The following is a 21553-nucleotide window of genomic DNA, read 5'->3' on the forward strand; positions in this document are numbered from 1 at the left end:
ACGATGCCGCTCCTCTCGCCCTTCATCGATAACACACCTTCTTAACCGCAGCGACAACCCGAGCCGCGTCGATCAGCGCGGCCTTTTCGAGGTTCGCGGCGTAGGGCAGCGGCACGTCTTCATTTGTCACGCGCAGCACCGGCGCGTCGAGGTCGTCGAAGCCCTGCTCCATCACCACTGCCGCGATTTCGGAGGCGATCGAACAGACCGGCCAGCCTTCCTCGACCACGACCAGACGGTTGGTCTTCTTCAGGCTTTCCAGCACCGTTGCCGTATCAAGCGGGCGCAGGGTACGCAGGTCGATGACTTCGGCATCGACACCTTCCGCCGCCAGTTGTTCGGCAGCTTCCAGCGCGATGCCCACGCCGATCGAGTAGCTGACCAACGTCACGTCCTTGCCGGCGCGCATGATGCGGGCCTTGCCGATCGGCAAAACATAATCATCGACCTTGGGCACATCGAAGCTGCGGCCGTAAACGAGCTCGTTTTCAAGGAAGACGACCGGATCTTCTGATCGGATCGCTGCTTTCAACAAGCCCTTGGCATCGGCAGCGTCATAGGGAGCGATGACGATCAGGCCAGGGACAGCCGCATACCAGGGGCCATAATTCTGGCTGTGCTGGGCGCCCACACGGCTCGCGGCGCCATTGGGGCCACGGAACACGATCGGACAGCGCATCTGCCCACCGGACATATAATTGGTCTTGGCCGCCGAGTTGATGATGTGGTCGATCGCCTGCATGGCGAAGTTGAACGTCATGAACTCGATCACGGGGCGGAGGCCGCCCATCGCCGCGCCAGCACCAATGCCTGCAAAGCCATATTCGGTGATCGGGGTATCGATAACCCGTCGGTCGCCAAATTCGCCAAGAAGGCCCTGCGTGACCTTATAGGCGCCCTGATATTCGGCGACTTCTTCGCCCATCACGAAAACGCGCTCATCGCGGCGCATTTCCTCCGCCATGGCGTCGCGGAGAGCTTCGCGAACCGTGGTTTTCACATATTCGGTGCCTTCCGGAAGAGCGGGGTCGGCAACGCTGGCCTTCGCTTCCGAGGCAAGCTTGGCTGTACCGCTTTCCGCCTTCTTCGGTGCTTCGGGAGCAGCTTCGGCCTTTGCCGGGGGCGTACTCGCCTCAGCCTTGGGAGCAGCAACTTCACCGCCCTCGCCCGCCATCGTGGCGATGACAGTGCCCACCTTCACGCCTTCGGTGCCTTCAGGAATGACGATCGCGCCGATCTTTCCTTCATCGACCGCTTCAAATTCCATGGTCGCCTTGTCCGTTTCGATTTCGGCAAGAATGTCGCCAGAACGGACTTCGTCGCCTTCTTTCACAAGCCACTTGGCCAGCGTGCCTTCCTCCATCGTGGGAGAGAGCGCCGGCATCTTGATTTCGATACCCATTAATATTGCTCCACCAGCACGTCGGTATAGAGTTCGGACATATCCGGTTCGGGCGACGTTTCGGCGAAGTCCGCCGCGTCGCTCACAACCTTGCGAATGTCCTGATCGATCTTCTTGAGTTCGTCTTCACTCACCCCGGCGTCGGTCAGATATTTCTTTGCGCCCTCGATCGGGTCAGATTTGTCCCGCATCGCCTGCACTTCCTCGCGCGAGCGATATTTGGCGGGGTCGGACATGGAGTGGCCGCGATAGCGATAGGTCTTCATCTCCAGCAGGATCGGGCCATTGCCCCCCTGCACCCATTTGAGCGCTTCTTCCGTGGCGCCGCGCACAGCGAGCACATCCATGCCGTTGACCTGGATACCCGGAATGCGGAAGCTTTCGCCACGGCGATAGAGTTGATCTTCCGCCGAGGAGCGATTGACGCTCGTGCCCATGGCGTACTGGTTGTTCTCGATCACGAAGATGATCGGCAGCTTCCACAGCTCGGCCATGTTGAAGCTCTCGTAGACCTGCCCCTGGTTGGCAGCACCGTCGCCGAAATAGGCCACGCAGACGCCGCCATCACCATTATATTTGTGCGCAAATCCGAGGCCCGCGCCCAGCGAGACCTGAGCGCCAACGATGCCATGTCCGCCGAAAAATTTATGCTCGACGCTGAACATGTGCATCGAACCGCCCTTGCCGCGCGAAATGCCGGCTTCACGGCCCGTCAGTTCAGCCATGATAACATTGGGATCAATCCCATAGGCGAGCATGTGGCCATGGTCGCGATAGCCGGTGATAACGCTGTCTTTGCCAGGCTTGAGCGCGGATTGGATGCCGACGGCTACAGCTTCCTGGCCGATATAGAGGTGACAAAAGCCGCCGATCAGGCCGAGGCCGTAAAGCTGGCCCGCCTTTTCTTCGAAGCGGCGGATGAGGACCATCTGCCGATAGAATTCCAGCAACTCTTCCTTCGTGGCCTTGTAATCCGAAGGAGTTTCGGGGCGAGGCCGGTTGTGATCCGCGCTGGCAGGGCTTTGTGCCTTTGCCTTTGCACGCGAAGGACGCGGCGTCGTTGGTTTCGCCAAGGCTCTTATCCTTTTGCCTGGTGATGGATGGAAGGAAGCCCGATATAGCGGCAGACCGGGCCGGATTGCAACGCCACAGCCCGCCTAATAACGCCATGCGACGTTGTGGCTCAGTTGAGCGGGACGATTACTTCGTCGTGGTGGATCACGCCAAGTTGGCGACGGATCAATTCGTCACTCAGGTCTGGGTCGACGCGGCGCGGGTTGAGCAGGTCAACACGGTTATGAAGCTCGTTCCGTTGCGCCTCAACCGACTTAAGCTCGCCCTGCGCGCGGTGTAGCTGGCGGGTATAATCGCCCCACGCAAGAACGCCGTTTGAACCGAGCACGACATATCCGGCAAAGAACAGCAACAGCAGAACCGCAATAGCAGGCCCGAACGCCGAAAATAACAACATGCGGAGCTTCGCGATGTGCGCCATGGAACAGTTGAATCACAGGCCGGAGCCGGCCGCAAGCAAAAACTGGTTAACTTGCGGCCGGTTGTTGAAATGAATTTAGCGGAAGATGGAACGTCCGGCGTAGACCGCGACGTCACCCAGTTCCTCTTCGATGCGGATCAACTGATTATATTTGGCAAGCCGATCCGACCGCGCCAGCGACCCTGTCTTGATCTGACCGCAATTGGTAGCCACCGCGAGGTCGGCAATAGTCGCGTCCTCGGTTTCGCCGGAGCGGTGCGACATGACAGCGGTGTAGCGCGCGCGGTGGGCCATATCGACTGCCGCCAACGTTTCGGTGAGCGAACCGATCTGGTTCACCTTCACCAGCAGCGAGTTGGCAAGCCCCTTGCCGATCCCCATCTCCAGACGCTTGGGATTGGTAACGAACAAATCGTCGCCAACCAGCTGAACCTTGCCGCCGATCTTGTCGGTCAGCGCCTTCCAGCCTTCGAAATCATCCTCGCTCATGCCGTCCTCGATCGACTTGATCGGATAGTCAGCACAGAGCGCAGCCAGATAATCGGCCATTTCGACCGGGTTCAGCGACAAACCCTCGCCGGAGATTTCATATTTGCCGTTCTTGAAGAACTCCGTTGCGGCGCAGTCCAGCGCCAGCACCACGTCATCGCCGGGCTTGTACCCTGCCTTTTCAACAGAAAGCATGATGAAGTCGAGCGCGTCACGCGTGGAGGCGATGTTGGGTGCAAAGCCGCCTTCGTCACCTACCGAAGTGGCGAGGCCCTTGTCATGAAGCCCCTTCTTGAGCGTGTGGAATATCTCCGCACCAATGCGAACCGCATCGGCGATGCTTTCCGCGCCGACGGGCATGATCATGAATTCCTGGAAGTCGATCGGGTTGTCGGCATGTTCGCCGCCGTTGATTATGTTCATCATCGGCACAGGGAGGACATGAGCCGAAACGCCGCCAACATAACGGTAGAGCGGCAGGCCCCGAGCATCAGCGGCGGCCTTCGCTGTGGCCAAGCTGACACCCAGAATGGCGTTCGCGCCCAGACGACCCTTATTTTCAGTACCGTCGAGCGCGATCATCGCCGCGTCGACCTCTGCCTGGTCTTCCGCATCGAGGCCGATCAGTTGTTCGGCAATCTCATCATTAACGGCGGCCACCGCTGCCAGCACGCCCTTGCCGAGATATTTGCTCTTGTCCCCGTCCCGCTTTTCGACCGCCTCATAGGCGCCCGTCGATGCACCGGAGGGAACCGCCGCGCGACCAAAGCTGCCATCTTCCAGCATGACATCGACTTCGACAGTGGGATTGCCCCGGCTATCAAGAATCTGACGAGCGTGGATATCGAGAATGGCGGTCATGGTCGCTCCCTGAATGCTGCAATGCGCCTTGAAATCGCGCCCCGCTTAGACAGCGCCTTCAGGATTAGCAATGCAGGGCTTGCATGGACTCGAAAAATGCCGATGCTCAAATTAGTAACGGCAACGGAACTGTGGCCCGCCGCGAGCATTGAGGACGGATATCCATTCGCCCGCATCGCGACCCCACAAAATCTGAGGAGACATAGGACGATGGCCGACACCCCGGAAACCCCGCCCGTCAAGCGCGCCAAGAAGGCTACACCGGCAAAGCCCGCCAAGGGCAAGCCCGTTGCGACCGGCGAAGCGACCCCCGCCGCGCCCGCTCCCGCCAAGACAGCGGCGACACGGCCAGCACCGACCACAAAGTCAGGTAACGGCGCCGCTTCACATGGCTGGGCAGCACAGATCGCACCGCTGAAAGCACAGGCGGAAAAGGCCGCTCGGACGGCAGCTGACAAATTCAACACCGTTGACTGGAAGACGCATATCGACCCGTTGAAGGATCAGGCGACGAAGACCGCCATGTCCGCAGCGGTCGTTGCCAAGGACAAGACTGGCACCGCGATGCAGAGCCTTGCCAAGCTGATTACGGACACGGCCGGAACTGTCGATGCGAAGCTGGGTCCGCAATATGGCGACTATGCACGGCAGGCAGCCGAAGCAGTGGCCGGAGCCGCCGACACGTTGGACAGCAAGGACGTTGATCAATTGATGACCGAAGCGCGCGATTTCGTGCGCAAAAGCCCTGCTGTGGCAATCGGCGCGGCAGCGGTGGTCGGCTTCGTCCTGATGCGGTTGGCCAAGGGTTCAGACGACAAGGCTTGAACCCGACGTACCATCAATCACGCAAAAGCCCCGACGCTGGGGCGGAGGGGTTTTTGACCGACGAACCTAGTCTGATCGCAGAGCCCCACGAAGCCGGGCATGAGCAGGAGGACGGCGTCCGCGCGACGTTCGCCAAGCTGTACACGGACGGACGGGCCTATGCCGATGCGGAGATTGAGCGGCAGAAGCTGCGCGTCGGCATAGCTGGTGCTGGCGTCCGAGATGCTGCCATTTTCGCGACTATTGGCTTCATGCTCAGCTTCGCGGGCCTGATCGCATTTCTGGTGGGTATGGTGATGGCGCTGAGCCCCCATCTGGGAGCAGGCTGGTCGGCGCTGGCGGTGTTTGGCGCCATGTTGCTGGTTACCGCCATATTGCTGTTACTCGCAAAGGCCAGGATCTCGCGCATGCGGAGGGCCATCAAGGCATGAGTCGAACCGAAAAATACCGGCAAGCCGCGATTGATGCCGAGGAGCGGAAGGCGCGTTTCCTCTCCAGCGTGTCGGCGGCGAAGGCTCGCATAGCGCCTGGACGGCTGAAGCAGGACGTCAAGGAGAAGGCGGCAAGAGGGATCACCAATGGTCGCACCTATGTGTCGACCAAGGTTCAAGAGCAGCCGATTGCCGTTGGAGCGACAGGGGCGGCTCTGCTGATCTATCTTTTCCGAAACCCGATTTCGGCACTTTTCAAACGGACATACGTTCGGATTACCAACCGTAACCCGGAAAGAGCGGAGACTGACCATGGCTGATATTCATGCCCAGATCACTCGCGTGCGCGACGCAGCGAACGACATTGCCGGAACTGCTACAGGCAAGTTCCGGGATTCTACCGAAAAGGCCCGGGAAAATGCCGCTGAGCTGATCCAGACCGGCCGTGAACGGGCCGGTGACGCCTATAGCGATATGCGCGATCGCAGTCAGCGGGTTGCTGCTCGAGCCAATGAAATCGTTCAGGAGCATCCTGTCGCCGCCGTCGCAGGCGCAGTGGCTGCTGGAGCCGTTGTGGCATGGCTGTTCCCCAAGAGCCGTAAGGCAATGAAGGCTCTTCCTGCTATTGCCATGACTGCGGGGAGCCGTGTCGTGGAGGCGGCCATGGCAGCGAGCGCGGCCGCCGCCCAAGGCGCGGAGAATATCAAGGCCGGTGCAACGGACGCCCTGCACAATGCGCAAGATAGCGCCGCCAAGACCGCCGCTTCCGCTCGCGATGCTGCCGCTTCTGCCGATATCACGGGAACTGCCTCGCGCATGGCCGATGACCTTGTGTCACTCGTCGCCAGCAAAATTGACACTGTCAGCGAGGCGCTCAAGGCCCGATTGCCGAAACGCTGACCGCCGGAACTTTCGAAAGCTGTAGCTTTTGTGACGAAGCCTTGGACAGGAGTGGAGCCGTTGCTAAGGTGACCACTCCTTCTAAGGGAGACAGATTATATTATGAGCAAACTCCACCTCGTTATGGGCGGACGCGTCAAGGATCCTCAGACGCTGGAATTTGAAGATTTGAACTCAATCGATGTGGTCGGCGTCTTTCCTGACTATGCATCCGCTGAGAATGCATGGCGAGGTGCAGCACAGCGAACCGTTGATGACGCAGAAATGCGTTATGTGATCGTTCATCTGCATCGCCTGCTGGAACCGGATTTGCCACCAGCCTGAACAATCACACGATTGGCCGGGGTCCTTTGCGAAATCGCCAGAGCAGCAGGGGACGGGTCAGCACCAAGCCTACAAGGAATCCTCCTATGTGAGCGGCTATGGCGATTTGACCAAGATCGCCAAAACCGCCACGCGACGACGCGACGCCGATCATGAGCTGAAGGATGATCCATCCAGCGGCCAGCCAGATCACGCGCAGAAAGTTGGCGGAAAACGGGCCGATCCGCCGTACCGTACGCTGGCCATAGAGTAGAGCATAGGTCGCGAGAACGGCCGATATGGCGCCACTCGCGCCAACCATGGGGCTAGGCGAAGCGGGTCCTGCCACCCATTGCAATAAAGCCGCGCCATAAGCTCCGGCGATATAGAGGATCAGGACCGCACGCATTTGCAGCACCTGCTCGACCTGCCGCCCGCAAAAGACCAGCATCAGCAGGTTGAAACCAATGTGCAGCCAGCCCGCATGGATCAGCGTGCAGCTGAGTGGTGTCAGCCACACAGGCACCGCAACTACGCCCGCGAACAGCTGAGGATCGTCAATCCGGGCCGGAATAAAGCCACCGAGGATCGCTGCGGTGTCCACCTGGCCAGTCAGAGACAATATCAGGAAGGCGGCGAAAGTGATCACCGCGATCCCATTTGTCATTCGGCCCGATGGCAGTTTCACCGCCTTAGATGAATTCGATCTTGTCGATCAGGTAAAATTTGTCGCCTGCCGGAACCGACACCTCAATTTCTTCCCCGACCTGACGGCTGATAAGGGCGCGTCCCAATGGGCTGTTGTAGCTGATCATGCCAAGCTTCGCGTCGGCTTCAGCCTGCCCCACGATCTGGTAGCGAACCGGCTTTTCATCTTCATCCAGCAAGGTAACGGTCGCACCAAACACGACCTTGTCACCCGACAGTGATTTGGGGTCGATGATTTGGGCGCGTGAGAGCTTGTCCTCGAGATCGGCGATGGTGGCCTCAACCTGCCCCTGCCGTTCCTTAGCCGCGTGATATTCCGCATTTTCGGACAAGTCGCCGTGGGCACGAGCTTCCTCGATGGCGTCCACGATCAAAGGCCGTTCGGCCTTCAATTCGCGGAGCTGCGTATTGAGCTTGTCATAGCCCATTTGCAGCATCGGCATCTTTTCGACGGTCGCCATTATTGCAAATCCTTCGTCAAAACTTCCCTTTGGCGGCTCCAACTTGGAGCCACCCGCAGCGTGCTTCCTTGTGCAGGGGATCAGGCTTGCGACACGGGATAATAGGACTGGAGCGAGCGCACTTCAAGGGCATGGCCTCGAAGAGCCTCGATCGCGTCGGCCGCAGCGACTGACGCTGCCGCCGTGGTGAAGCTGGCCACCTTGGCACGCAGCGCGCTGGTGCGGATCGCCTTGCTGTCCTTTAGCGACTGCCAACCTTCGGTGGTGTTAAAGATCAGGTCGACGTCGCCATCGGTGATCTTGTCCACGATGTGCGGACGGCCTTCCGCCACCTTGTTCACCGACTGGACCGCGATGCCCTGTTCTTCCAGATAGCGCGCAGTTCCGCCAGTGGCGACGATGGTGAAGCCCAGCCCTGCCAGCTTCTGCACCGCAGGCAGGATGACAGGCTTATCGCTGTCCTTGACGGATACGAAGGCGGTGCCACTCTTGGGGAGAACGGTGCCGGCGCCGATCTGCGCTTTCGCGAAGGCAGTCGCGAAATTGCTGTCGATGCCCATGACTTCGCCGGTGCTTTTCATCTCGGGCGATAGGACCGGATCGACGCCGGGGAAACGGGCGAAGGGGAAAACCGCTTCCTTGACTGCGACGTGCGAAATCGCGTGGCGGTCAATTTTCGGCAGGGCCTTGAGCTTCTCTCCGGCCATGACGCGCGCGGCGATCTTAGCGACGGGTGAGCCGATGGCCTTGGCGACAAAGGGGACTGTGCGGCTTGCCCGTGGATTGACCTCAATCAGGTAAACGACCCCGTCCTTGACCGCGAACTGGATGTTCATCAGGCCGCGCACCGAAAGCGCACGGGCCAAAACGTCGGTCTGACGATCGATCTCCGCGATCACATCATCTGATAAGCTGTAAGGCGGCAAGGAACAGGCGGAATCGCCGGAGTGGACGCCCGCTTCCTCGATATGCTGTAGGACGCCTGCCACGACCACATCTTCGCCGTCGCAGAGCGCATCGACGTCCACCTCGGTCGCGTCGCGGAGGTACTGGTCGATGAGGACCGGGGAGTCGCCCGACACCTGAACGGCGGTGGCGATATATTCCTCCAGTTGCGCCTGACCGTCGACGATTTCCATGGCGCGACCGCCGAGGACGTAGGACGGGCGCATGAGGACCGGATAGCCGATACGGTTGGCGACCGCGATCGCTTCCTCGCGGCTGCGGGCGATGCCGTTGGCAGGCTGCTTGAGCTTCAGCTTGTCGATGAGCGCCGCGAAACGCTCGCGATCTTCGGCAAGGTCGATCGCGTCGGGCGAGGTGCCGAGGATGGGTACGCCCGCATCCTCCAGCGCCTGCGCGAGCTTGAGCGGGGTTTGGCCGCCGAACTGGACGATGACGCCTGCAAGCGTCCCGTTCGACATTTCGACGCTCATGATTTCGAGGACGTCCTCGGCGGTCAGCGGCTCGAAATAGAGGCGGTCGGACGTGTCATAATCGGTCGAAACCGTTTCCGGGTTGCAGTTGATCATGATCGTCTCAAAGCCCGCGTCCGACAGCGCGAAGCAGGCGTGGACGCAGCAATAGTCGAACTCGATCCCCTGCCCGATCCGGTTGGGACCGCCGCCAAGGATCACGACCTTCTTGCGGTCGCTGGGCTGCGCCTCATTCTCCGCCTCGCCGAAGAGCGGCGCTTCGTAGGTCGAATACATGTAGGGCGTCTTGGCCTCGAACTCGGCGGCGCAGGTGTCGATGCGCTTGAAGACCGGGCGCACGCCTAGCTTGTGGCGCAGGCTGCGTACTTCCGCTTCGGTGACGCCGCCGGTCATCGCCTTGACCGCTTCGTGGATCAGGCCGGAGCCGCGCGCGATGCCGCGTTCCATGCCGCGCAGATTGGCGGACTTGAGCGCCAGATGGGCAAGGCGCTGGTCGGAAAAGCCCATGGACTTCAGGCGGCGCATGCCGTCCGCGTCCTGCGGCAGGCCGTTGGCCAGCACTTCGGCTTCCGCGTCGATGATTTCCTTGATCCGCTCCAGGAACCAGGGGTCGAACTTGGCGATGTTGTGGATTTCCGCGACGGTCAGGCCTTCGCGCAGGGCCTGGGCGGCGACGAGCAGGCGGTCGGGCGTCGGCTGGGCGAGCGCGGCGACGATGTCGTCCTTGGGCGCGCCTACGAGGTGCTGGACCTCGTTGAAACCGCAGAGGCCGGTTTCCAGACCACGCAGCGCCTTCTGCATCGATTCATGGATGTTGCGGCCGATCGCCATCACCTCACCCACCGACTTCATCGCGGTGCCGAGCAGCGGTTCGCTTCCCTTGAACTTTTCAAAGGCAAAGCGCGGGATCTTGGTCACGACATAGTCGATGGTCGGCTCGAACGAGGCCGGGGTCGCGCCGGTGATGTCATTCTCGATCTCGTCCAGCGTGTAGCCGACGGCGAGCTTTGCCGCGACCTTGGCGATCGGGAAGCCGGTCGCCTTCGATGCCAGCGCCGAGGAGCGCGAGACGCGCGGGTTCATCTCGATGACGATCAGGCGGCCGTCCTTCGGATTGACCGCGAACTGTACGTTCGAACCGCCTGTTTCCACGCCGATTTCACGCAGCACCGCGATGCTCGCGTTGCGCATGATCTGATATTCCTTGTCGGTCAGAGTCAGCGCAGGCGCGACGGTGATGGAGTCGCCGGTGTGGACGCCCATGGGATCGACATTTTCGATCGAGCAGATGATGATGGCGTTGTCGTTCCGGTCGCGGACGACCTCCATCTCATATTCTTTCCAGCCGAGGAGCGATTCCTCGATCAGGACTTCGGTGGTGGGCGAGGCGTCGAGGCCGCCGCGCACGATGTTCATGAACTCGTCGCGATTATAGGCGATGCCGCCGCCGGTGCCGCCCATGGTGAAGCTGGGGCGGATGATCGCGGGCAAGCCGGTGAACTCCAGCGCCTCCATCGCCTCTTCCATCGTGTGAGCGATGCGCGAGCGGGCCGATTCCAACCCGATCTTGTCCATGGCGTCGCGGAACTTGATCCGGTCCTCCGCCTTGTCGATGGCTTCTGCATCCGCGCCGATCATCTGGACGCCGAACTTCTCCAGCGTGCCGTCATTGAACAGGGCAAGCGCGGTGTTGAGCGCGGTTTGGCCGCCCATGGTCGGCAGCACCGCGTCGGGGCGTTCCTTCTCAATGATCTTCGCCACGATTTCGGGCGTGATCGGCTCGACATAGGTCGCGTCGGCAAATTCCGGATCGGTCATGATGGTGGCCGGGTTGGAATTCACCAGGATGATGCGATAGCCCTCTTCCTTGAGCGCCTTCACCGCCTGCGTGCCCGAATAGTCGAACTCGCAAGCCTGGCCGATGATGATCGGGCCAGCGCCGATGATGAGGATGGAGGAGATGTCTGTGCGCTTAGGCATTACCGATTATCACCGAGTTTTGCAGCGGTTCCGCTGTTGATCCAAGTCCAAATGCTTTCTGGCAGAGAACCGCCGATAAGATTGGACACGACATAAGTAAGAGTGAATTGAGATTCGCCGAAAAACTGACGAAATCCCGGAACAATTTCTGCCAGTTTCTTGTCGCTCTTGATTAGGTAGGTCCCTAAAAAGGGGAAATACCAGCCCTTCACGTCACGATGATATTTGACAAAAATCTCTACCTGAGACCCGTTCGGATTTTGGTTCAAGGGATCAAACGAAAGAACATAAGTATACTCATGCATCTCCGTTGTTCTCCATGAGGTTCGGATTTTGGACAGGCGGCTCCCCAACTATGGCCTTCACAATTGGGGGGCCATTGATTTGATTACTACCTAACAGCGGTATTGCAGCCATTTGCTCCAAATGCTGTTCGGTGTCCAAAAGCCGAGGGTTATTTACCGCATGAAACGCCCATATTCCGAAAGTTCCGAGAATGAGGATGGTCATGAGTGCAAGCAGCCAGACCGCGATCCAAACCCCCACGAACGCGAGCGGGGCGGCGCATATAGCAGCAATCAGCGCACACAAAGTTACGCCGACTGACAAGAAATTCGTGCGTTTCGATCGGGACGCGAGAAAGCTGACCAAGGCTCCGCTCAATGCACACCCCCCGTCCGGGCCTCGCAACCCCAGCCGTCATATTCGACGCCGCACAGGATTTCGATCTGGAGGCATTTCTTCGTCAGCGCGCGGATCGACTGTTCATCGACCGGCTGCTCGCATTCGAGAAAGAGGAACAGGTCGCCATCCTCATCCTCCTCGCGGTCCAGTTCGACGAAGCCGAACTGGCTGGCGATAGTAAGGACGCGCTCGAAATCCTTTTCGCTGCCCTTGAAGCTGACATCGACCGGGCGCGCCAAACGCGCCACGTCGCCATTGGCGGCGAGATTGGCGAGGACTTCCCTGTCCGCCTCCCACTCCTGCGCAAGGCGGGCTTCGTCAACCGGGGGCAGGTTGAGGCTCACTTAAGCCCCTCAACGAAGCGCTGGAACAGGTAGAAGCTGTCCTGCGGGCCGGGTGAGGCTTCGGGGTGGTACTGGACCGAGAAGGCCTTTTTGTCGGTCAGTTCGATGCCGCAGTTGCTGCCGTCGAAGAGCGACACATGGGTGGGCTTCACATTGGCAGGCAGCGTGTCGCTGTCGACCGCGAAGCCGTGGTTCATCGAGGTGATCTCGACCAGACCGTCCGACAGGCGCTTGACCGGGTGGTTGGCGCCGCGATGCCCCTGGTGCATCTTGACGGTCTTGGCACCGGCGGCGAGCGCCAGCATCTGGTGGCCGAGGCAAATGCCGAAGACGGGCTTGTCGGCTTCCAGCACTTGGCGGATCACGGGCACGGCATATTCGCCGGTCGCGGCCGGATCGCCGGGGCCGTTGGAGAGGAAGACGCCGTCCGGATTCTGCTCCATCACCTGTTCATAGGTGGCGGTGGCGGGGAGTACGGTGACGCGAGCGCCAGCCTTTACGAGGTTGCGGAAGATGTTGTTCTTTGCGCCGTAGTCGATGGCGACGACATGGGGGCGGTCGTCGGCGGCTTCATCCTTGCCGTAGCCGAAGCCCAGTTTCCACACGCCGTCTTTCCAGAGGCGGCTTTCCTTGCCGGTGACTTCGATGGCGAGGTCCATGCCTTCGAGGCCGGGCCAGTTGGCGGCCTTTTTCGCGAGGGCGGCGAGGTCGAAATTGCCTTCCGGATCATGGGCGATGACGACGTTGGGCGCGCCCTTGAGGCGGATCATGCGGGTGAGCGCGCGGGTGTCTACGCCGGACAGGCCAATGCGGCCATTTTCCTTCATCCACTGGTCGAAGGGTTCGACGTTGCGGAAATTGCTGGGCTCCGTGACGTCCTGACGCACGACGCAGCCCAATGCGAATGGGTTGTCCGCTTCGACGTCATCGAGGTTGGTGCCGACATTGCCGATATGCGGGAAGGTGAAGGTAACGATCTGCCCGGCATAGCTGGGGTCGGTCATCACTTCCTGATAGCCGGTCATGGCGGTGTTGAAGCAGAGTTCGCCCACCGCTTCGCCGACCGCGCCGAAGCCCCGTCCGAACACTGCGCTGCCATCGGCGAAAACCAATACCCCTGTCGCTCCTTTGGGCACGGTGAGGGTCTTGGCATCAGCCATGGTCGTAGCGTCCTTTATACTTTTAGCGGGAACCCGTCTGCAGCGGGTTAAACGGCCGGTCACCTATGCCTGTGAGGCCCCGCGGTCAACCACTGTAAAAAATCTCTTTTGGCGTTATATCTGGTCTTTTCCGGCAGAACAGGATTCGTATCGCCATGATTCGCGAGCAGGTTAAGAGCGCCCAGGTCGAAGCCATGAAGGCGGGGGACAAGGAACGCCTGGCTGCGGTGCGTTTGATCATGGCGAAGCTGAAGGATCGCGATATCGAATTGCGCACGGCTTCGAACGTGCCGGATGACGATACGGTCGTTGTCGAGGTGCTGCAAAAGATGGTGAAGCAGCGCCGCGAATCGATCGAGATGTTTCGCAATGGCGGGCGCGAAGAGCTGGCGGCGAAGGAAGAAGCCGAGCTGGGCGTGATCGAGAGCTTTTTGCCGCAGCAGTTGAGCGAAGATGAGACGCGGGCTGCGATCGAGGGGATCAAGGCGGAGGTTGGCGCGGCGAGCGTCAAGGATATGGGGAAGGTCATGGCTGTGCTGAAGGAACGGCATGGGGCGGTGATCGATATGAGCAAGGCCAGTGGGCTGGTTAAGGCGGCGCTTAGCTGACAAGAAGAGGCTATGAGCCTCTCCCCCGCCTTTCTTGACGAACTGCGCATGCGGACTTCGCTGTCTACGCTGATCGGGCGGACGGTGAAGGTGCAGAAGGCTGGGCGCGAATATAAGGCGTGCTGTCCATTTCATAATGAGAAGACGCCCAGCTTCACCATCAATGATGAGAAGGGCTTCTACCACTGCTTCGGGTGTGGGGCGCATGGGGATGCGATCCGGTGGATGACGGACCAGCGTGGGCTGCCCTTCATGGAGGCGGTGAAGGAACTGGCGGCGACGGCGGGCATGGATGTGCCAGCGCCCGATCCACGGTTGGCGCAGCGGGCGGAGAAGGCCAAGGGGCTGCATGACGTCATGGCGGCGGCGCAGGCTTTGTTCGAGGCGCAGCTTGGCGGGATCGAGGGTGCGGAGGCTCGGGATTATCTTGTCCGGCGCGGGATCAGCGAGGCGACGCGGCGGGCTTTTGGCTTTGGATATTCGGCGAACTCGAAGGGGAAGCTGAAGGGCGCGCTGGCGGAGTTTGGCGAGCCGATGCTGATCGAGGCGGGGTTGCTGATCGATCCCGAGGCAAGCGAAGGCGACGGCGGCAAGGGGCGGAAGCGGGAGAGCTATGATCGCTTCCGGGGGCGGCTGATGCTGCCGATCCGGGATATTCGCGGGCGGGCAATCGCTTTTGGGGGGCGGATACTTGGGGCTGGCGAGCCTAAATATCTGAACTCTCCGGATACGCCGCTCTTCGACAAGGGGCGGACGCTCTACAATATCGATCGCGCGTCCCCAGCGAGCCGCCAGAGCGGGCGGGTGATCGTCGTCGAAGGCTATATGGACGTGATCGCGCTGGCGCAGGCGGGCTTTGGCGAGGCGGTGGCGCCGCTGGGCACGGCGCTGACCGAGCATCAGATCGAGCGGCTGTGGAAGATGGTGGACGTGCCACTGCTGTGCTTCGATGGCGATGCGGCGGGGCAGAAGGCGGCGATCCGGGCGGCGATCCGGGCGCTGCCGCTGCTGCGGCCGGGAATGAGTTTGGCGTTTGCGACGCTGCCTGCGGGGCAGGACCCGGACGATCTGATCCGGGCAGAGGGGCCGGGAGCGATGGAGCGGGTGCTGGATGCGGCGGAACCGCTGGTGGAGCGGCTGTGGGCTTATGAGCAGAAGGCGGCGCCATTGGATACGCCTGAGCAGCGGGCGGCGCTGAAGCAGCGGCTGCGTACGATTACCGACGCGATCGCGCATCCCGATGTGCGGGCGCATTATGTGCAGATCTTCCGGGAGCGCTACGATGCGCTGTTTTTTGCGCGGCAGACGCAGGCGAACGCCCCCCGGCATCAGCGTGGGACGGGCGCCCGGCAAGGGTGGCAGCGCGATCGGCGCGGGAACTGGAAGCCTCCCCTGCCCCCCGTCGGGAACGAGGCGCGGGCGATCGGCGTCAGCGGCATGGAGCAGCGGCTGCTGCGCGCGGTTCTGGCGAGTTTGTTGCGGCATCCCGAGCAGATAATGATGCACCGGGAGATGCTTTCGGCGCTGCATATCGGCGATTCGGCGCTGGCCGAGCTGATGCGCGCGATGATTGCCGCATCGTTCCGACAAGAAACAGTTGAAACAGAGGGCCTCCTTACCATATTGGGCCAAGGTGAAGTGTATAATATGGCGAAGGGGATGCTCCGGGCCGACACGTTCACATTCACCCCCAGCAGGATGAAGACCGATCCCGGTCGCGTTCAGCGCGATCTGGAGGAGGCTATCCGGGTGATGGCACAAGGACCGGAGTTGGAGACGGCGCTGGCGGAGGCGACGAGGCGGGCGAGGGAAGACCTTAACGAGGAAACCTTTGCCGAGCAGCAGCGGATCCAGCGGTTAAAAATGGATCATGACCAGCGCCTGGCGGAACTGGCGCAGTCCGAAGATATTGTTTGATAGATCGTCCCCCGGCGGGATGATGGAGCTAAGGCGAATAAATGGCGAGCAAGGCGACAGGCAAGGGTGCGGGCGAGGATGTGGATAGCGGCGATGCACCGCTGCTCGATCTGAATGAGGCTTCGGTCAAGAAGCTGATCGCGCGCGCCAAGAAGCGCGGCTACATCACCTATGACGAGTTGAACGACGCCCTGCCCCAGGACCAGATGTCCTCCGAGCAGATCGAGGACATCATGGCCGCGCTCAACGAAATGGGCGTGAACATCGTCGAGAATGAGGAAGCCAGCGAGGACGGCGACGAGCAGCGCGAGCGCGAAGATGCCGAGGACGCCGAAGATGATTCGGGCGATGAAGAAGGCGCGCCCAAGCTCGTCACCGAGAAGAAGAAGGAAACGGTCGATCGCACCGACGATCCCGTGCGCATGTATCTGCGCGAAATGGGCGCGGTGGAACTGCTCAGCCGCGAGGGCGAAATCGCCATCGCCAAGCGTATCGAGGCTGGCCGCGACACGATGATCCTGGGGCTGTGTGAAAGCCCGACGACCTTCAACGCGATCATCGAATGGTCGACCGCCCTCAACAATGGCGAGATGCAGCTGCGCGAGATCCTGGACCTCGACGCGATGCTCTCGAAGGACCCTGCTCCGGAGAATCTGGAGGAAGGCGCCGAGGATGATGACGGCGAGATCAGCGAGAAAACCGCTGGCCCCAGCTTCAAGGAAGAGGAGGAGCCGGAGGAAGAGGCAGCCGATTCCGACGAGGATGAGGACGGCCTGACCGAACGCCGTGCCCGGCGCGTGGAAGAGGAAGAAGAGGAAGACAACACCCTTTCCCTCGCCCAGATGGAAGAGACGCTCAAGCCGATGGCGCTTGAGAAATTCGCGACCATCACGGAGATTTTCCGCGCCTTCTCACGGGCGCAGGAATCACGCATGGCCGCGATGGCCAATAGCGAGGCGCTGAGCCAGAAGGCCGAGGACGATTATCAGGAGCTGCGCGAGCGGCTGACCGCCGAGGTCGAAAGCGTCCAGTTCCACCAGCAGAAGATCGAATATCTGGTCGATCAGCTCTATGCCTATAACCGTCGTCTGACGGCACTGGGCGGGCAGATGCTGCGTTTGGCGGAACGGCATAAGGTCAGCCGCAAGGACTTCCTCGACCGCTATGTGAACCATGAACTGGACGACGCCTGGCTCGACAAGGTTCAGGGCCTCGACAAGAAATGGGCGGCTTTTGCGGCAGCCGAAGCGCGCGCCGTCGAGCGCATCCGTACCGAGGTGAGCGAAATCGCGCAGGCGACCGGCATGTCGCTGGGCGAGTTCCGGCGTATCGTCAACATGGTGCAGAAGGGCGAACGCGAGGCGCGGATCGCCAAGAAGGAAATGGTCGAGGCGAACCTGCGCCTCGTCATCTCCATCGCTAAAAAATATACGAACCGTGGCCTGCAATTCCTTGATCTTATTCAGGAAGGCAATATCGGCCTGATGAAGGCCGTCGACAAATTCGAATATCGCCGCGGCTACAAGTTCAGCACCTATGCGACCTGGTGGATTCGTCAGGCGATCACCCGCTCGATCGCGGATCAGGCGCGGACCATCCGTATTCCGGTCCACATGATCGAGACGATCAACAAGCTGGTGCGCACGTCCCGCCAATTCCTGCATGAGCAGGGACGCGAGCCGACTCCGGAGGAAATGGCCGAACGCCTTTCCATGCCGCTGGAGAAGGTGCGCAAGGTGATGAAGATCGCCAAGGAGCCGATCTCCCTCGAGACGCCGATCGGCGACGAGGAGGATTCGCACCTCGGCGATTTTATCGAGGACAAGAATGCGGTCATCCCGGTGGATGCTGCGATCCAAGCGAATCTGAAGGAAACCGTCACGCGGGTTCTGGCGTCGCTGACGCCGCGCGAGGAACGCGTGCTGCGCATGCGTTTCGGCATCGGCATGAACACTGATCACACGCTGGAAGAAGTGGGCCAGCAGTTCAGCGTAACCCGCGAACGTATCCGCCAGATCGAGGCGAAGGCGCTCCGCAAGCTGAAGCACCCGAGCCGCAGCCGCAAGATGCGGAGCTTCCTCGACCAGTAAAGCATGATCTTAGTTGGGTGAGAGACACCCCGGACTTGCTCCGGGGTCCCCCCTTCTTCTGGCGATGGCAACGTAGCGGGACCCTGGGTCGACCGGGGTGACGGAAAAAGAACACCTTAATGCGCGGGCTCCTGTGTAGGACGACCGCGATCTAAAGGTTGGAAATCGGCGAAACGAACAAGAAGGGCGGCTTTTAGGGCCGCCCTTTTTTTCGTCTCATAAACCCCTCTTTTACCTCAACTTCCTATGGTCGTGGCAACAGACACACTGGCGCGGCGGCCGCAGGGGTTATCATGAACGAAGCAGCTACACGCTTGGCGACAGGCGACATATCTCAGGTGATCGAGGCGCTGGTGGCGGCTGATGGAACGGCCGCTCATGCTCATGCGAGCAGCGCAAGGACGATCATGAGCCGTGACGCTGTCCTGACATTGCCCGACCTCGCCGATGCCGCGCATTATCTATGCCTGCTGCACGGACGTCACCCAGGCGTCATTGATCACGCGGCAAACCGATCGGCAGACATCGCGGCTCGGGGCTGGCTAGTCCAGGCGGGGCAAGCGTTTGCGCGGGAGCGAGCCTATCTGACCCAAGTTGCGGTGGCGCTAGGCCCGATACCCAGCACAGCAGGGCAGAGCGACTGTGAGACGATCGTCAGCCAGCAACGTCATGCGCTGGATATGCTGGCTCAATCGGACAGGCGCGGATGTGCCATGGGGGCAGCCATGGCGCTGGTGCTGGACTGGCAGGCGGTACGCGACGTGCTCGACATGGCGGCGATTCGCGTGGGGCTTGAACCCTATCCATCCGATCTTTCCGACCGGGCGCAGACCTTTGCCGTAGCGCGAGCAATCGGCAGCGACGGCGCGGCCGATCGGGCCATACAATTTGGCGCGCGGCAGTTGCTCAGCCAGCAGCGTGGCCTTTGGGACCTGCTGAAGGCGCGTGCCGAGGTTCGGCGGCAGAAACCGTAGGAATAACCGATTGCGGCGCTGGATCGCTTTCCCTACTCGGGTGGCAGTAGAGGAAAGCGAAGATTCATGCGGTTTGAAGGTACGGAAGATTATGTCGCCACCGACGACCTGAAGGTCGCGGTGAACGCTGCGGTGCTGCTGCGCCGCCCCCTGCTGGTGAAGGGTGAGCCGGGCACGGGCAAGACCGTGCTGGCGCAGGAAATCGCCAAGGCGCTGGATGCCCCGCTGATCGAATGGAACGTCAAATCGACGACCAAGGCGCATCAGGGCCTGTATGAATATGATGCGGTGGCACGGCTGCGCGATGGCCAGCTGGGCGATCCGCGCGTCCATGACATCAGCAACTATATCCGCAAGGGCAAGCTGTGGGAGGCGTTTACTTCCCCTGCCCTGCCCGTGCTGCTGATCGACGAGATCGACAAGGCCGACATCGAATTTCCCAACGACCTGTTGCAGGAACTCGATCGCATGGCGTTTCACGTTTACGAAACGGGTGAGACGGTCGCGGCGCAGGAACGGCCGGTGGTGGTCATCACGTCCAACAATGAAAAGGAATTGCCCGACGCTTTCCTGCGGCGCTGTTTCTTCCACTATATCAAGTTCCCCGACCGGGAGACGATGCAGGCCATTGTCGATGTTCATTTTCCCGGCATTCAGAAGATATTGGTCAGCCGAGCGCTCGACCTTTTCTACGAGATACGCGATGTGCCGGGGCTGAAGAAGAAGCCGTCGACCAGCGAGTTGCTCGACTGGTTGAAGCTGCTACTCAATGAAGACATGCCGCTGGACGTGTTGCAGGATCGCGACCCGACCAAGGCCATTCCGCCACTTCATGGCGCGCTGCTGAAGAATGAGCAGGATATCATGATGTTCGAACGTCTGGCATTCATGGCACGACGGCAGGGGCGGTAAAGGCGGGGATTGCCCTGCCCGGCGCAATGATGGAGGCGTGCATGACGCATGAAGCGGGATGTCTGTGCGGAGCGGTGCGCATCAAGATCGATGCGGAGCCGATGGCGGCGCGCATGTGCTGGTGCAGGCTGTGCCAATATCTGGGCGGAGGATCAGGCACGGTCAATGTCTGCTTTCCGACGGAGAAGGTGCAGAGCGAAGGCGAGGTCCGTTGGCATGAAAGCATCGCCGATAGTGGAAACAGGATGCGTCGTGGCTTTTGCCCGCAGTGCGGCACGCCCTTGTTCAGCATCGCCGAATCGCGGCCGCATCTGACCTTCATCAGGGCTGGCGCGCTGGATGATCCGGGCCTGTTGGGACCTCAGGCGGTGATCTGGACGGGTGCGGCGCCGCATTGGGCGCATCTGGACCCGGAACTGCCCCATTATCCGGCGCAGATTCCGCCCGTGGCGTAAAAGGCCGCTTGCCTTAGCCTTGCGGATTCGCTCAACCTTCCCCCATAAATTTCAGAGCCGCGACAAGACGGCGTGGAATGGGAAGGATGCCTATGCCGAAGCTCGCCTTGTCGCTGTTGCCGATCCTCTTGGCTTTGCCGGTGCCCGCACTGTCGCAGGATGCCGATGTGCAGGAAGCGTGGGTAGCGAGCGATGGAAGCCTTCGCGCGCGCGCTTCGGGGATCAGCCTGCCCCAGACGATCGCGGGGCTCTCACTGTCCAAGAGTGGAGAGGTCACGAACGGCGGAAAAGGCATCGACAATTATGCCCAATATCTGTCGGAGGACGGGGCCGTGCAGGCGACTTTGTACGTCTATCTGCCCAGCTATGCGGACGCGTCGATCGCCGCTTACATGACCGACCGCGCGGTGACGGATCGTTTTGGACCAAAGACACGCCGCACCGCTTATGAAAGCATTTCGTTGCAGGGCAAAGGTGGCCGCGCGATCCGTGCGGTTTATGATAACGCGGCCGACGGGGCGCTGACCACGGCAGCAGCTTTTGCGCAGGCCGGACGCTGGCTCGTGAAGCTACGCGTCACAGGTCCGAGTGAACGGCGTAAGGAGGTATTGGCAGGGCTGGACGGCATGCTCGGCAGCTTGCGTTTTGATGATCCCGCTGCGGTACGGCCAGTCTCTCCAGTGCGGTTCGCGGACTGCCCGGCGGGTGATGACCGGGATGCGCAACTTACCGCTTCAATCCCTGCTGAGGGGACCGATATCCGGCGCATTGGGGAAATGGCCGGGTCTTTCTGCATCCGGGGACAGGTGCAGACCGGCGAAGGCGGCTATGACGTTCTGGCGCAGCAGGGTGCGGCTGGCGGATCGGTCATCGTGCCGATCGACGATGCGGGCACGGTGCTTGCCTTCGATCCAGCTGTTGACGGCAAGGGCTATCAGCTGTCGATACATTCGGTCGGCGAGACGAAGCTCTATGGCGTTTATGACCGCGTGCCGAGTTCCCGGCAGATCGCGAAGATTCTCGATGGCAAGGACCCCGAGACGGCGCAGGCGCGGACGACTGCTGCCTATGCGGCCAATGGGGAGGTCATAGTGCGCAAGGGCGCGGCGAACTGACAG

Annotated in this window: 22 protein-coding genes; 12 read left to right on the plus strand and 10 right to left on the minus strand. The window is 60.9% G+C overall.

Annotated elements, in window-relative coordinates:
• Positions 1-22: 22 nt before the first annotated feature.
• The 4 genes from ACZ5U1_RS05125 to eno form a co-directional block, all read right to left on the minus strand.
• Positions 23-1402, minus strand: coding sequence for a pyruvate dehydrogenase complex E1 component subunit beta (locus ACZ5U1_RS05125; protein ID WP_464779648.1), 1380 nt, complete (start codon positions 1400-1402; stop codon positions 23-25).
• Positions 1402-2475: a pyruvate dehydrogenase (acetyl-transferring) E1 component subunit alpha gene (gene pdhA, locus ACZ5U1_RS05130; RefSeq protein ID WP_460987975.1), complete on the minus strand. Its 1074-nt coding sequence runs from the start codon at positions 2473-2475 to the stop codon at positions 1402-1404. Before pdhA ends, ACZ5U1_RS05125 begins: the two co-directional genes overlap by 1 nt.
• Positions 2476-2585: 110 nt before the next feature.
• Positions 2586-2897 (minus strand): FtsB family cell division protein, encoded by a 312-nt coding sequence (locus tag ACZ5U1_RS05135; RefSeq protein ID WP_464779649.1) that lies wholly within the window; start codon positions 2895-2897, stop codon positions 2586-2588.
• 75 nt (positions 2898-2972) lie between these two features.
• Positions 2973-4247: a phosphopyruvate hydratase gene (gene eno / locus ACZ5U1_RS05140; RefSeq protein WP_464779650.1), complete on the minus strand. Its 1275-nt coding sequence runs from the start codon at positions 4245-4247 to the stop codon at positions 2973-2975.
• Positions 4248-4457: 210 nt separating this feature from the next.
• On the opposite strand from eno, the gene ACZ5U1_RS05145 reads away from it, so the two are divergent.
• From ACZ5U1_RS05145 to ACZ5U1_RS05165, 5 genes are all read left to right on the plus strand, one after another.
• Complete coding sequence (locus tag ACZ5U1_RS05145; protein WP_464779651.1) at positions 4458-5072, plus strand: hypothetical protein; 615 nt, start codon at positions 4458-4460, stop codon at positions 5070-5072.
• A gap of 53 nt (positions 5073-5125) precedes the next feature.
• Complete coding sequence (locus tag ACZ5U1_RS05150) at positions 5126-5503, plus strand: phage holin family protein (protein WP_464779652.1); 378 nt, start codon at positions 5126-5128, stop codon at positions 5501-5503.
• Positions 5500-5823 (plus strand): hypothetical protein, encoded by a 324-nt coding sequence (locus tag ACZ5U1_RS05155; RefSeq protein ID WP_464779653.1) that lies wholly within the window; start codon positions 5500-5502, stop codon positions 5821-5823. Before ACZ5U1_RS05150 ends, ACZ5U1_RS05155 begins: the two co-directional genes overlap by 4 nt.
• Positions 5816-6403 carry a hypothetical protein gene (locus tag ACZ5U1_RS05160; RefSeq protein ID WP_464779654.1) on the plus strand — a complete coding sequence of 196 codons (588 nt, stop codon included), beginning with the start codon at positions 5816-5818 and terminating at the stop codon, positions 6401-6403. Before ACZ5U1_RS05155 ends, ACZ5U1_RS05160 begins: the two co-directional genes overlap by 8 nt.
• 102 nt (positions 6404-6505) lie before the next feature.
• On the plus strand, positions 6506-6727 hold the full coding sequence (locus tag ACZ5U1_RS05165) for a DUF4170 domain-containing protein (protein ID WP_449472159.1): 222 nt from the start codon (positions 6506-6508) through the stop codon (positions 6725-6727).
• Between the two features lie 4 nt (positions 6728-6731).
• Here the strand turns inward: ACZ5U1_RS05165 and ACZ5U1_RS05170 are convergent, their stop codons facing one another.
• The 6 genes from ACZ5U1_RS05170 to carA all read right to left on the minus strand — a co-directional run bounded on the left by ACZ5U1_RS05170 (position 6732) and on the right by carA (position 13479).
• A complete protein-coding gene (locus ACZ5U1_RS05170) occupies positions 6732-7373 on the minus strand; it encodes a rhomboid family intramembrane serine protease (protein ID WP_464779655.1) in 642 nt (213 codons plus the stop codon).
• 25 nt (positions 7374-7398) lie between these two features.
• The gene (gene greA / locus ACZ5U1_RS05175) at positions 7399-7875 is read right to left on the minus strand and encodes a transcription elongation factor GreA (RefSeq protein ID WP_449472156.1); all 477 of its coding nucleotides are present in this window, start codon (positions 7873-7875) and stop codon (positions 7399-7401) included.
• An 80-nt stretch (positions 7876-7955) separates the two neighbouring features.
• Positions 7956-11291 (minus strand): carbamoyl-phosphate synthase large subunit, encoded by a 3336-nt coding sequence (gene carB / locus ACZ5U1_RS05180; RefSeq protein WP_464779656.1) that lies wholly within the window; start codon positions 11289-11291, stop codon positions 7956-7958.
• Positions 11291-11596: a hypothetical protein gene (locus ACZ5U1_RS05185; RefSeq protein ID WP_464779657.1), complete on the minus strand. Its 306-nt coding sequence runs from the start codon at positions 11594-11596 to the stop codon at positions 11291-11293. The genes carB and ACZ5U1_RS05185 overlap by 1 nt, the downstream gene beginning before the upstream one ends.
• A gap of 354 nt (positions 11597-11950) precedes the next feature.
• On the minus strand, positions 11951-12319 hold the full coding sequence (locus tag ACZ5U1_RS05190; RefSeq protein WP_464779658.1) for a ribonuclease E inhibitor RraB: 369 nt from the start codon (positions 12317-12319) through the stop codon (positions 11951-11953).
• A complete protein-coding gene (carA, locus tag ACZ5U1_RS05195) occupies positions 12316-13479 on the minus strand; it encodes a glutamine-hydrolyzing carbamoyl-phosphate synthase small subunit (protein ID WP_464779659.1) in 1164 nt (387 codons plus the stop codon). The genes ACZ5U1_RS05190 and carA overlap by 4 nt, the downstream gene beginning before the upstream one ends.
• A 155-nt stretch (positions 13480-13634) precedes the next feature.
• Here carA and ACZ5U1_RS05200 point away from each other — a divergent pair, with 155 nt between their 5' ends.
• The 7 genes from ACZ5U1_RS05200 to ACZ5U1_RS05230 all read left to right on the plus strand — a co-directional run bounded on the left by ACZ5U1_RS05200 (position 13635) and on the right by ACZ5U1_RS05230 (position 21550).
• Entirely contained in the window at positions 13635-14087 is a 453-nt protein-coding gene (locus tag ACZ5U1_RS05200) for a GatB/YqeY domain-containing protein (RefSeq protein WP_464779660.1), read from the plus strand.
• Positions 14088-14099: 12 nt separating this feature from the next.
• The gene (gene dnaG / locus ACZ5U1_RS05205; RefSeq protein WP_464779661.1) at positions 14100-16004 is read left to right on the plus strand and encodes a DNA primase; all 1905 of its coding nucleotides are present in this window, start codon (positions 14100-14102) and stop codon (positions 16002-16004) included.
• A gap of 41 nt (positions 16005-16045) precedes the next feature.
• Entirely contained in the window at positions 16046-18094 is a 2049-nt protein-coding gene (gene rpoD / locus ACZ5U1_RS05210) for an RNA polymerase sigma factor RpoD (RefSeq protein WP_464779662.1), read from the plus strand.
• 293 nt (positions 18095-18387) lie between these two features.
• Positions 18388-19068 carry a DUF6975 family protein gene (locus ACZ5U1_RS05215; RefSeq protein WP_464779663.1) on the plus strand — a complete coding sequence of 227 codons (681 nt, stop codon included), beginning with the start codon at positions 18388-18390 and terminating at the stop codon, positions 19066-19068.
• Positions 19069-19134: 66 nt separating this feature from the next.
• The gene (locus ACZ5U1_RS05220; protein ID WP_464779664.1) at positions 19135-19980 is read left to right on the plus strand and encodes an AAA family ATPase; all 846 of its coding nucleotides are present in this window, start codon (positions 19135-19137) and stop codon (positions 19978-19980) included.
• A 41-nt stretch (positions 19981-20021) separates the two neighbouring features.
• Positions 20022-20435: a GFA family protein gene (locus ACZ5U1_RS05225; RefSeq protein ID WP_464779665.1), complete on the plus strand. Its 414-nt coding sequence runs from the start codon at positions 20022-20024 to the stop codon at positions 20433-20435.
• A 92-nt stretch (positions 20436-20527) separates the two neighbouring features.
• Positions 20528-21550: a hypothetical protein gene (locus ACZ5U1_RS05230; RefSeq protein WP_464779666.1), complete on the plus strand. Its 1023-nt coding sequence runs from the start codon at positions 20528-20530 to the stop codon at positions 21548-21550.
• Positions 21551-21553 lie beyond the last annotated feature (3 nt).

Source organism: Sphingobium sp. TomTYG72 (assembly GCF_055394715.1).